Source organism: Sinomonas notoginsengisoli, assembly GCF_021554725.1.
Lineage (GTDB): Bacteria > Actinomycetota > Actinomycetes > Actinomycetales > Micrococcaceae > Sinomonas > Sinomonas notoginsengisoli.
Genome location: NZ_JAIZDP010000004.1, coordinates 86,118 through 98,011, shown reverse-complemented (window position 1 = coordinate 98,011; position 11,894 = coordinate 86,118). Strand labels below are relative to the sequence as shown.

Here is an 11,894-nt window from a genome sequence, read left to right as displayed (position 1 = left end):
TTCCTTCCGTGCCGGCGCTCACGTCTCAGCAGGCTTGATGACATAGCCCGCGCCGCGGACCGTGTGGATCATTGGCGCGCGGTCCACATCGATCTTCTTGCGCAGGTAGGAGATGTACAGCTCCACGATGTTCGCCTGCCCGCCGAAGTCGTACTGCCACACGCGGTCCAGGATCTGGGCCTTGCTGACCACGCGCTTGGGGTTCTCCATGAGGTAGCGCAGGAGCTCGAACTGGGTGGCCGTCAGCTGGATGTCTTCGCCCCTGCGGGTGACCTCGCGAGTGTCGGTGTTCAGGACGAGATCACCGACCACCAGCTCGGCGTCGTCCTGCGCGGCCACGCCGGAGCGCTGTACTAGCCGGTGGAGGCGCAGCATGACCTCCTCCATGCTGAACGGCTTCGTCACGTAGTCGTCGCCGCCCGCGGCGAGACCCGTGATGCGGTCCTCAACGGCGTCCTTGGCGGTGAGGAACAGGGCCGGGACCTCGGGCATGAACTGGCGGATGCGCGTCAGCGCCTCGACGCCGTCGTACCCGGGCATCATGACATCGAGCACGAGCACGTCCGGCCGGAACTCCCGCGCGGCCTTGACCGCGGACGGGCCGTCCGAGGCGATCTGGACGCTCCAGCCGGTCATCCGCAGGCCCATGCTCATGAGTTCGGACAGGCTGGGCTCGTCGTCGACCACGAGGGCACGGATCGGTGTGCCGTCCGGGTGGGTCAGGGCCGGAAGGTTGTTCGTCGAGAAGGGGCTTGCCATGGTTCGAGACTCCCTGTGAGAAATAGCCTGAGCCTGAGCGGCAGCTGTGATGCGCCTGTGGAGGCAAGCCTAGCGCCGGTCACAGTCGCCACAGCAGGGTGGCACAGCCGTGACACAGCCTCCGTGCCAACGCTGGGAACAGAAGCTCTCACACCAGGAGGACAGATGGACCAGCAGCAGCCCCCGCGCCCCGAAGAGCCCCTGGTTCCCGAGCCGACCAAGCCGTCGGCGCGGGAGGCGGCCGCGCACGCGGACCACTCAGCGGGCTGGGGTGCGCCGCAGCAGGCGGGGCCGTACGACGGCGCGCGGCGGCAGCCGCAGCAGCCTTCCCCGGGGTGGGGCTCATCCCAGCAGGACCAAGGGCAGCCCGCCCCAGGCTGGGGCGCGCCCGAGCAGCTGCACCTTCAGGGGCCCGGCGGGTGGGGCGCCCCCGCCCCGGGGTCACCGCGACCCGGAAGCGTGCGGTGGCACCGCCTCACCAGTGCGCAGAAGGGTCTCGCCGCCGGAGCCGCGGCTGTTGTCCATTGCAGGGGGCGCGGGGGCGGCCGTGTGGGCCGCAACCTCGGCCAACGCCGGCACGAACGGGAATGCGCTCGGCGCCCAAGGGGGACCGGGCCAAGGGTTCGGGGGGCAGGCTGGCCAGAACGGGACGCAGAACGGGCAGGGCTTCGGCGCCCAAGGAGGCGCGCGCGGCCAGAGTTTCGGCGCTGGTGGCCTCGGCATGGGCATGCTCGGCGAGGTGCTGCACGGCGAGTTCGTGGTGGTCCGGGACAACGCCAACGTGGCCATGGTCGCGCAGACCGGCTCCGTCACGGCAGTGTCGGGTCAGTCGGTGACCGTGAAGAGCGCTGACGGGTTTACGCAGACCTACGCGATGTCGTCCGAGACGCAGATCGGTGCTCGCGGCTTGCGTGGCCAGGGGAACACGGGCAGCTCGGGGACGAGCTCCTCGACATCCCTGGCGCAAGGCCAGACGGTGAGCGTCACCGCCCTCAAGGACGGGCTGGCCGCCCAGATGGTGCTGATCGCCGGCACCAACTGACGCCCCCGGCGCCCCAAGAGCGGCCGACGCTCAGTACCAGCGACGCTCAGTACCAGCGACGGTCAGTACCAGTTGTGCGCGAGGTGCCAGCCGAGCGCTCCCGCGGGCGAGCCGTAGCGCTCCTTGATGTAGCCCAGCCCCCACTCGATCTGGGTCTTGTAGTTGGTCTGCCAGTCACCGCCGGCGTTGGCCATCTTGTCTCCGGGCAGCGACTGCGCGATGCCGTAGGCGCCGCTCGAGGGATTGGTGGCTGTGGTAGTCCAGTCGGACTCCTTGTTCCACAGCGTGACCAGCGCTCTCATCTGGTCCTGACCCCAGCCGAATGCGGCGAGGCGACTGGCGGCGTAGGCCTGGGCGCCGGATGGGTCGTTGACGGGTGTGGCTGCGGCCTTGTCGGCTGCGGCCTTGTCAGCGGCTGCCTTCTCCACAGAAGCCTTCTCGGCAGCTGCCTTGTCTGCCGCTGCCTTGTCTGCCGCGGCAGATCGGGCATCAGCCGCGGCCTTGGCGAGGACGCTCGACTCGGTCTGTTCGGCGTTGGGAGCCGAGGAGGCAGCGGTCTTCGTGACGGCCGCGACGTTCGCCAAGTCTGTGGCGTTGGCGGTCGCGGCTGCCCCTCCGCCGGCAACGGCGAGGAGCCCGAGGGAGAGGGCCACGACGGCGCTGCGGTGCCCGAAGCGCTCGGAGCCGGGCTTGAGCCCGGACTTCGCAGCCACCCGGGCAAGGGCGGAACGGGTGGGGGCTTCAGCGCGGCGTCGGCCATGAGGGCGTGCGGCAGCGCTGTTCGGGGTCTTGCTCAAAGCTGTAGGGCCTCTCGTTTGCGCCTGCGAAGTTAGCTGTCGGGTTCGGATGAGAGCCATCCGGCCCGGCCAATGGCCCGGGCTTCACCCCCGAGGCCGCACCGCACGCTCGTCACGAGGGGGCGCAGCCGGCTGAGTGGGTCCTCCGTCTCTGCCTTCACGTGTCCGTCCAAGGCGTCGGCAGAGCTCGGCGGACATGCTCGGAGGATGCTCGCCATCCGGCGGCACCCATCTACCCTACGGGACGACCGCGCCATTGTCACATTTGGGTAACGGCCAAGGGGCCCCGCGGGCTGCGGCCGTTTAGCTCTTTTGAGGGGTGTGTGTCCACCGGGAAGAGCGTCCCAGACCGGCCTGTCCAACGACGTCCGGATAGTGAGAAGTGACTCACCGCTCCCTCGCATGAACGCCAAGCGAACACAGACCGAATAATCTTCGACCCAAGGGAAAGTTCTCGTCGAAACTGTGAAAATATGCGTTCATATCGGCGGTTAACCGAATAGTGATGCTCGTCACATCAAGCGGTGATCGTCTCGCATGGTGAGACAAAGGCAACATTGTTACTTGCCTGTAGCCATTGTTACGGGCCACACTCTCAGTGTGAACAATGACTCAGCAGCACCTGCAGCCGCAGAACAGCCCACTGGCACACCCGCCAGTCGATCCATGTGCTGCTGTCGAATGTCGAGCTAACTGCACCACCCCAGCAATCAGCCCCAGTCTTGTCGCCGCCCAGCGTCGGGCACATCCGCTCCGCGGGCGCTAACGCTCCGCATTCGAAGCCATTACGGCTAGTTCTTTGAGGTTCAATCCATGTCTATTGCATCCGGCTACGTCCACATCTCAGTCCGAAACGCCCAGAAGGCCCAGAAGCCCGCACGCCGCCAGCAGTTCGGCTCCCGCTTCGGCGCCCCGGCGGAGGCCTATCAGCAAGGGTCCGCAGCGCAGCTGCGGCCGGTGGGGGATGGGGCGCCGATGACGGCGCCGACCCCAGTGGTCCAGCCCGGGGCCGAGTCCGTTCGCGCCGTGGCCGCGGACAACGTTGCCCACGGCTTCGTCGTCTACGTCGGCCTCTCCGAGCAGCAGGCTGCAACTGCTGGGACGTCGATCGCCCGGATCGCCCAGGAGATCCGCGCCTACGCGCAGACGCTCGTCGACGGCATCGAGAGCTATGCGGCCGTGGCCGTGGCACCCGGGGATGCCCCCGGCACCTCGCTCGATGTGGTCCGTTCGACCTTCGGCGATCCGACCATCGCCTCCCGTCAGCAACCGCGCCCCGAGCCGCGGCCCGCTGCCTCCTCTGAGACCCGCCCGGCCGGGGTCCTCATCGACCTCGCCCGTCGGGAGGTCCACCTTGATGGCGAGACCCTGAACCTGACCTTCAAGGAGTTCGAGCTCCTCAACTACCTCGTCGAGAACGGGGCCCGCACTGTGAGCCGCGATGAGCTGCTCGAGAGCCTCTGGAAGAATGCCGAGGAGGTGCCGAACGAGCGCACGATCGATGTGCACATCCGCCGGCTCCGCTCCAAGCTGGGCCGCCTCGCCAACACCGTCCGCACCGTTCGCGGCCAGGGCTACCGCTTCTACGAGCACCCCGAGGTCATCGTCTGGGCTGCGCCCGAGTACTCGATCTAGCTCCGCGGCGTCCAGGCCGGCCGGTCACCCGGGCCGCCAAGATCGCGTTGTGGGTGCCCCGTAGGCTAGTGCTGTGGCAAGGCATCACCTCAAGCGGCTCATCATCCTGCGCCATTCCAAGGCGGCGTGGCCCCAAGGGGTGGCTGATGCTGACAGGCCGCTCGCCGAGCGGGGGCACGCAGACGCCCCGGAGGCCGGCAAATGGCTCGTGAGGAACGGCGTCATCCCTGACTTCATCCTCACCTCGACCGCTCTGCGCACGCGCCAGACCACTACATGGGTCTGCGACGTGCTCGGCGAGAAGGCTCCAACGCCCAAGCTCGAGTCAGGCCTCTACGCCGCAAGCGCGGCCCGGATGCTGGCTGTGGTGAACCATGTCCCGGAGACGGTCCGCTCGCTCATGATCGTTGCGCACATGCCCGGGGTCCAGGACCTCGCGCTGCGCCTAGCCTCCCGGGATTCGGATCAGGATGCGTACATGGACGCCGCGAGCCACTTCCCGACCACGGGTCTCGCCGTCTTCGAGACCGAGACGCCGTGGGCCGAGCTTGACGGCCAGGATGCCCGGCTGGTCAGGTTCGCCGCGCCCCGCGCACCGAAGAAGCACTGACGCGGCCCGCAGCACGCCGGATCGTGGCGCGGGGGACGGTCGGTGCCACCTTCCGTGGAGCGGACGACGCCGGGTGGACGGGGCGGCGCGCTGCGGCGCCAGCGGCTGGATGGCGCCTCTTGGAGGCGGGCGGCACCTCTGGCCACGCGGCACCCGCGAGAAGTAGCGCGAGCGTCACACCCGCGGAGGCGACTGCGGTGAAGAAGAGGGGGTCCGCGTCGCGGCCCGAGACGTTCGTGATGGCGTCCGGGTCCTGATCCCACGCGAGGCCGAGGAGTCGCAGGAACGCGAGGGCCGAGCCGATGGCGAGTGCCGAGCTGGCTGCCGCACAGGCCGCGACCGCTTAGCGGGACATGCCCAGCACCGCATAGAGCGCACAGGCCACGAATGCGCCCAGCGAGACGAGCGCGAGTGACACGGCAACGCCATCGAGCGTCGCGCCGGCGATGAGGCTGAGGGCCACCGTGGTGCCCGCCGTCCAGAGCGTGGCCCTGGCACTGGTGCGCAGAGGTCGGAAGCGCAGAGGCATGTGTACAGTGTGACAGGAGTTTTTCCTGTTGCTGGTGTTATCTATAGGGCGTGTGCAATCCGGCGGCCAAGCGCAAAACCGCTACAGTCCGTACGCCTCGAGGAACCGCAGCCATACCTCGGAAATGGTCGGGAACGCTGGGGTCGCGTGCCACAGACGGTCGAGGGGAACCTCGCCGACGATCGCGATCGTCGCTGCATGCAGGAGTTCGGCGACGTCGGGCCCCGCAAAGCAGGCACCGATGACCGTCCGCGCATCCTCGTCGACGAGAAACTGCGCCCAGCCCTCGTAGTCCTCTGCGTGCTGCCACGCGCCCGCCACGGAGATCGGGAGCTCCACGCTCCGAACTCGGATACCGGCTTCCCACGCGTCCTCCTCGGTCAGGCCCACGGAGGCGAGCTCTGGATCCGTGAAGACCACGTGGGGGACCGCGAGGACATCGGCGGTACGGGCGTAGCGGCTCCATGGCGGGGGCGCGGTGGAGATCTCTCCTTGCGCGCGGGCCACGATCGCGTCCCCGGTGATGCGCGCCTGGTACTTGCCCTGATGGGTGAGCTTCGGTCCGCCCGAGCAGTCGCCCACGGCGTAGAGCCACGCGAGGCCCTGCACCTGTCCCGTGTCGTCCACCCGCAGTGCGTGGGGCTCGACTCCGAAGGCGGGGAGCCCGAGGCCGTCCAGTGCGGCGCGGCGCCCCGCGGCGACGAGAAGGCGGGCTACCTCGAGCGTGCGGTCCCCGGGAAGCGCGAGCCGCACGGCGCCGTCGTCCCCGGCCTCGGCGCGCTCCGGGGTGACCCCCTCGAGGATTTCCACCCCGTCCGCGCGCAGGCCCTCCGCGACGAGGGTGCGCGCGTCCTCGGGGAATGCGCTTAGGAATGTCCCGCGCGCCAGTACCGTCACCTTCGATCCCAACCGGGCGAACGCCTGGGCGAGCTCGGCGCCCGCCACGCCCGCGCCGATGACCGCCAGGCTTTCGGGCACCTCCTGCGTGCTCGTGGCGTCGGCGGTGGTCCACAGGGGGACGTTGTGCAGGCCCGAGACCTTGGGGATCACCGGCTGCGAGCCGGTGGCGAGTACGACGGCGTGGAGCGCCGTGAGCGTGAAGTGGTTGCCGCCGTCGTCGGTCACCCAGAGGCGTTTCGCGCCCGTGAGGCGGGCGGTGCCGCGGATCACCGCGATGCCGGCGCCTTCGGCCCACTCGACTTGGCTGGCGTCGTCCCAGTGGCTTGAGGCCTCGTCGCGGTGGGCGAGGGCGGCGGGGACATCGAGCTCCCCGGTGACGGCCTCCCGGGCGCCGGGGACACGCCGCGCGGCATGGAGTGCGGTGCCCGGGCGGAGGAGGGCTTTGGAGGGCTCGCAGGCCCAGTACGAGCAGGCGCCGCCGAGCAGCGACTTCTCCACGATGGCTGCCGTGAGGCCGCCCTTGACCGCACGGTTCGCTGCGTTCTCGCCGGCCGCGCCGCCGCCGATCACGATGACGTCATACTCGCTGTCCACCCCAGCATGCTACGGGAGAGATGCGCAGGCGCACTCGCCGATTCGGTGCGGCCGAAAAGCACCCCGAAAAGCAGATGGACCCAGCCGTGGGGCCGAGTCCATTTGCCAATTTTCTGCTGTGCGCCCAGAGGGATTCGAACCCCCGGCCTTCTGTTCCGTAGACAGACGCTCTATCCAGCTGAGCTATGGGCGCTTACCTGCCGTTCGCGAAGCACTTCCCGCTCCCGTTCGGCTCGAATTACTTTACGCGAACAGCTACCCAACGCCAAATCCCCCCAATATGGCCGTCGGAACGTTCCTGGAAGGTCACACAACTTACACTCCGAGGTCATACAAGGTAGACCGGTCTACGTGACGTTAGTCACTTAAAAGGGTCGCTGCCCACGTTCTCATCCCGGTAAAAGCGGTGTTTTGAAGGTATGGCTCTCATTTTCCGCCCTTTCGGCGTCCGGTGGTACAGACCACCTTCCCTAGCATGGAAGGACACGCCGACCCCAACAAAGGAGACCGACATGGGCGAAACTCGTCTGCCGCTGATCGCGGAAGCCCCCACCACGTACGAGCCGCTGCTCCTCTGGGTCGAAGAAGTCGCTGAGCTCACCAAGCCCGACCGCATCCACTGGGTTGATGGTTCCGAGGCGGAGTACCGCCAGCTGACCGACGAGCTCGTCGCCGCGGGCGCCCTCACGCGCCTCAACCCCGAGCTGTTCCCGAACTCCTTCGCCGCGTTCTCCGATCCTGCGGACGTGGCCCGCGTGGAGGAGCAGACCTTCATCTGCTCGAATAACGAGCGCGACGCCGGCTTCACGAACAACTGGATGGACCCGGACGCCATGAAGGAGAAGCTGACAAGCCTCTTCGACGGTTCCATGCGCGGCCGCACCATGTACGTCATCCCGTTCGTCATGGGCCACCTCGACGCCGAGGACCCGAAGTTCGGGGTCGAGATCACTGACTCAGCCTACGTTGTCGCCTCGATGCGCGTCATGGCCCGCATCGGCACCGATGTCCTGAAGAAGATCGAGCAGACCCGCGCGTTCTTCGTGCCCGCGCTCCACTCGGTCGGCGCCCCCCTCGAGGAGGGCCAGGAGGACGTCGCGTGGCCGTGCAACCCGGAGAAGTGGATCGTGCACTTCCCGGAGGAGCGCTCCATCTGGTCCTACGGTTCGGGCTACGGCGGCAACGCCTTGCTCGGCAAGAAGTGCTACGCGCTGCGCATCGCCTCGGTCATGGCCCGGGACGAGGGCTGGCTCGCCGAGCACATGCTCATCCTCAAGCTGACCAGCCCGGAGGGCAAGGCTTACCACATCTCCGGCGCGTTCCCGTCGGCATGTGGCAAGACCAACCTTGCGCTCCTCGACCCCACCATCGAGGGCTGGAAGGTCGAGACCCTCGGCGACGACATCACGTGGATGCGCTTCGGCAAGGAGGGCGAGCTCCGCGCGGTTAACCCGGAGGCAGGCCTGTTCGGCGTGGCCCCCGGCACCGGCTGGGGCACCAACCCGAACGCGATGCGCGCCATCGCCAAGGGCAACAGCATCTTCACCAACGTGGCCCTCACGGACGAGGGCGGCGTGTGGTGGGAGGGCATGACCGATGAGGTCCCGGCCCACCTCACCGACTGGAAGGGCAACGACTGGACCCCGGACGCCGGCCGGCCGGCCGCCCACCCGAACTCGCGGTTCTGCACCCCGATCGACCAGATCGACATGCTTGCCCCCGAGTACTTTGCCCCGGAGGGCGTTGAGATCAACGCGATCCTCTTCGGCGGCCGCCGCAAGACCACCATCCCGCTGGTCACCCAGTCCCGCAGCTGGGCGAACGGCATCTTCATGGGCGCCACGCTCTCCTCGGAGACGACGGCGGCGGCTGCCGGTGCAGTCGGCGTCGTGCGCCGCGATCCGATGGCGATGCTGCCGTTCATCGGGTACGACGCGGGCGACTACCTCGGCCACTGGGTCAAGGTCTCGGGCAAGGCCAACCCCGAGAGGCTGCCCAAGATCTTCCTCGTGAACTGGTTCCGCCGCACCAAGGACGGTGGCTTCGCCTGGCCGGGCTTCGGCGACAACAGCCGTGTCCTCAAGTGGGCCATCGAGCGCATCGAGGGCAAGGCTGACGCCATCGAGACCCCGATCGGCTTCATCCCGACGTCCTCCAGCCTGGACCTCAAGGGCCTGGACATGTCCGAAGCGGAGGTCGAGGAGGCCACCCACTTCGATCGCGAGGAGTGGCTCAAGGAGCTCCCGGGCGTCACCGAGTGGTTCGACCGCTTCGGCGGCTCGCTGCCGAAGAGCATCACGGCCGAGCTCCAGGGCCTCAAGGCGCGCCTTTCCTGACGCGCCACGGATTCCGGCGGTTTAGACGGCGCCGGTTCTCAGGGAGGGCTGCCCCGCTGCACGGGGCGGCCCTCCCGCTTTTTCCCGCCCATCCCAACGGCTGACTCCATCACCGCCGGCGGGTAGGTTGGGGTGATGCACGACGGCACAACCTCGCCACCGGTCCTGACCCTCGCCTCCGTGGGCGCGGCGGATGGTGCGGTGGTAGGCGGCAAGGCCGCGAACCTGGGGGAGCTCATCAGTGCAGGCCTCCCGGTGCCGCCGGGCTTTGTGGTGACGACCGCCGCCTACCGCGCCCACGCGGCGTCCGCCGGACTCAATCCTGCGGCCGCCGTCAGGGACCCCGCTCGCGCCCGCGAGCTCCTGGCCTCCGCGCCCCTCGACCCTGCCGTCGCGCACGCCGTGTCCGCCGCGCTCGCAGAACTCGGCCCTGCGGGCACCGCAGTGGCCGTGCGATCGAGCGCGACCGCCGAGGACCTCCCGGGCGCAGCCTTCGCGGGCCAGCAGGACACGTTCCTCGACGTTTCTGGCAACGATGCCGTGATCGACGCCGTGCGGCGGTGCTGGGCCTCGCTGTGGACCGACCGGGCCGTGGACTACCGCAAGCGGCAGGAGATCGATCCCGCAACAGTGGCGATCGCCGTCGTCGTCCAGCGGATGGTCCCCGCGGAGGCGGCAGGGGTCCTCTTCACGGCCAATCCCATCACCGGGCGCCGTGAGGAATTGGTCGTGGACGCGGCACCGGGCCTCGGTGAGGCGGTCGTGTCCGGGCAGGTCACCCCAGAGCACCTCGTGTTGGGCCGGGACGGAGGGGTCCGCTCGGTGGTCCTCCAGCATGAGGGTGCGCAGCGCGTCCTCGAAGACCGGGCCGCCGCCCAACTCGCCGCCTTCGCGGTCACGGCTGAGGAGCATTTCTCCCGGCTTGCCGGGGAAGAACGGCCGCAGGACATCGAGTGGGCCCTCGCGGACGGGAGGATCAGCCTCATCCAAGCCCGGCCCATGACGGCGCTGCCGTTCGAGCCGCCCCGGCTTAATGCGGTCCAGCGCGTGGTGGGCCCGTTCTTCCTCGAAATGTTCACAGTGAGGCCGTATCCGCTGGACGTCACCGGGTGGCTTGGGCCCGGAGTGCTGCGGATGCTCCACATGATGGCCGACAGTGTGGGGGTCCGCTTCCCGCCGCTGCCTGAACTCCTCCGGGAGCGCGACGGCGTGCCCCTCCAGCTCATCCCGCCACGCCCGCGTCCAGGCCCGCGCGTTATCGGCGCGCCCCTGTCTGTGGCCCGGCGGGTGCGCGCCTACGACGTCCGCCGCTGGACCAAGGACCCGCTCTTCACCGAGTTTGAGACCCGAGTCGCCGCGCTCGAGGCCCAGGCGCTTGCGGCGCTCCCCTGGGGGGACCTGGTGCGGCGGGTGGATCGCTGCAATGAGGCCATGGTGCCCCTCGCGCAGGTCCGCGTGCGGTACCTTCCGTCCTCCTTCCTGCCCTTCGCTCCGCTGCGGCTCCTGCTCGCGGTCCTCGGGCTCGGCCGTCTCGCGTCTCCGCTGGTCGCCGGCGGTCGCACCCGGACACGGGAGGGGAACGACGCGCTCGAGGCGCTCGCCGCCGTCGTGCGGGCAGATCCGGAACTGGCCCGGGCGGCACGCGAGCACGATGCCGCGGAGTTCCTCGCCGCGGTCCGCACGCAGCCCGAGTTCGGCGCGTTCGCGGCAAGGCTTGAGGCCTACCTCGCGGAGTACGGGCACCGCGAGTCCGTGAGCGTGGTCATGGCGACGCCGCCCACGTGGCGGGATGATCCGACCCCGGTGGCCGCGATCCTCCAATCCCTTGCCGCTGGGTCCCCCGTACCGCAGCGGGCAGATCCCGGCGCGTCCGCACTCGACGAACTGCTCGCGCATCCGATGCTTCGGGACCCGCGGGCGTCCGCGCTCGCGCGGCGCCTCGTCGAGGCCTGCCGGCGCGGGCTTGCTTTCCGCGAGGACACCCATTTCCACATCACTCGCGTGATGCCCCCGCTGCGTGCCACGTTCGTCGAATTGGGCGGGCGACTTAAGGAGGTGGGGGCCCTCGCGGAGGCTGAGGACGTCTTCCATCTGCGGCTCGAGGAGCTCCGCGCCCTGGCCGATCCCGTGGTGATGGACGACGGCGCCGCCACCCCGGTGCGCGACCTCGCCGACCGTCGGGCACGGCTGAGGCGGGAGTATGCGGGCGTCCCGATGCTCGACCCCGGGCTCTTCGGCCAGGGTGAGCGGCTTGCAGACGCGGCGGGGGCGCTGCTCGTCGGCACGGCCGCGAGTGCCGGTGTTGCCGAGGGACCGGTCCGAGTGGTGCGCGGGCCGGAGGGCTTCGCGACGCTGCGTGCGGGGGAGGTGCTCGTGTGCCCTAATACCAACCCGTCGTGGACGCCGCTCTTCGCGCGCGCTGCAGCCGTGGTCGTGGACACGGGCGGCCTTGGTTCGCACGCGGCGATCGTCGCGAGGGAGTACGGGGTACCGGCCGTCATGGGGACGGGGGATGGAACGGCCGTGCTGCGAGAGGGCCAGCGCGTCCGCGTCGACGGGACCCGCGGAAGGGTCGATCCGGCCTGATCGGTCGTTGAGGGGTCATGTCCCTGCCGTCGAGGAGTCAGATGCCCGCCGCTGACGGGTCAGAACATGGCGGTGAGGGAGCAGTTCATTGAGACCTGACCCCTCA

Annotated in this window: 9 protein-coding genes, 1 tRNA gene and 1 riboswitch; of the genes, 5 read left to right on the top strand and 5 right to left on the bottom strand. The window is 69.1% G+C overall.

The window, feature by feature from the left end; genetic code table 11:
- Positions 1-18 precede the first annotated feature (18 nt).
- Positions 19-759, bottom strand: a complete 741-nt coding sequence (locus LF262_RS09240; protein WP_235780014.1) for a response regulator transcription factor — start codon at positions 757-759, stop codon at positions 19-21.
- 517 nt (positions 760-1,276) lie between these two features.
- On the opposite strand from LF262_RS09240, the gene LF262_RS09235 reads away from it, so the two are divergent.
- Positions 1,277-1,801 (top strand): hypothetical protein, encoded by a 525-nt coding sequence (locus LF262_RS09235; RefSeq protein ID WP_235780013.1) that lies wholly within the window; start codon positions 1,277-1,279, stop codon positions 1,799-1,801.
- A gap of 62 nt (positions 1,802-1,863) precedes the next feature.
- On the opposite strand, the gene LF262_RS09230 is transcribed toward LF262_RS09235, so the two are convergent.
- Entirely contained in the window at positions 1,864-2,514 is a 651-nt protein-coding gene (locus LF262_RS09230; protein ID WP_235780012.1) for an aggregation-promoting factor C-terminal-like domain-containing protein, read from the bottom strand.
- A 90-nt stretch (positions 2,515-2,604) separates the two neighbouring features.
- Positions 2,605-2,733: riboswitch (cyclic di-AMP (ydaO/yuaA leader) on the bottom strand.
- Positions 2,734-3,411: 678 nt separating this feature from the next.
- Here LF262_RS09230 and LF262_RS09225 point away from each other — a divergent pair.
- Both LF262_RS09225 and LF262_RS09220 read left to right on the top strand, forming a co-directional pair.
- Entirely contained in the window at positions 3,412-4,233 is an 822-nt protein-coding gene (locus LF262_RS09225; protein ID WP_235780011.1) for a winged helix-turn-helix domain-containing protein, read from the top strand.
- A gap of 73 nt (positions 4,234-4,306) precedes the next feature.
- A complete protein-coding gene (locus tag LF262_RS09220; RefSeq protein ID WP_235780010.1) occupies positions 4,307-4,843 on the top strand; it encodes a SixA phosphatase family protein in 537 nt (178 codons plus the stop codon).
- 343 nt (positions 4,844-5,186) lie between these two features.
- Here LF262_RS09220 and LF262_RS09215 read toward each other — a convergent pair whose 3' ends face one another.
- The 3 genes from LF262_RS09215 to LF262_RS09205 all read right to left on the bottom strand — a co-directional run bounded on the left by LF262_RS09215 (position 5,187) and on the right by LF262_RS09205 (position 7,059).
- Complete coding sequence (locus tag LF262_RS09215; RefSeq protein ID WP_235780009.1) at positions 5,187-5,372, bottom strand: hypothetical protein; 186 nt, start codon at positions 5,370-5,372, stop codon at positions 5,187-5,189.
- 81 nt (positions 5,373-5,453) lie between these two features.
- The gene (locus LF262_RS09210; RefSeq protein WP_235780008.1) at positions 5,454-6,866 is read right to left on the bottom strand and encodes a dihydrolipoyl dehydrogenase family protein; all 1,413 of its coding nucleotides are present in this window, start codon (positions 6,864-6,866) and stop codon (positions 5,454-5,456) included.
- Between the two features lie 119 nt (positions 6,867-6,985).
- Positions 6,986-7,059: transfer RNA gene (locus tag LF262_RS09205), tRNA-Arg, on the bottom strand.
- A 319-nt stretch (positions 7,060-7,378) separates the two neighbouring features.
- On the opposite strand from LF262_RS09205, the gene LF262_RS09200 reads away from it, so the two are divergent.
- On the top strand, positions 7,379-9,202 hold the full coding sequence (locus LF262_RS09200) for a phosphoenolpyruvate carboxykinase (GTP) (RefSeq protein WP_235780007.1): 1,824 nt from the start codon (positions 7,379-7,381) through the stop codon (positions 9,200-9,202).
- Between the two features lie 135 nt (positions 9,203-9,337).
- On the top strand, positions 9,338-11,788 hold the full coding sequence (locus LF262_RS09195) for a PEP/pyruvate-binding domain-containing protein (RefSeq protein WP_235780006.1): 2,451 nt from the start codon (positions 9,338-9,340) through the stop codon (positions 11,786-11,788).
- The last annotated feature ends 106 nt before the right edge of the window (positions 11,789-11,894 follow it).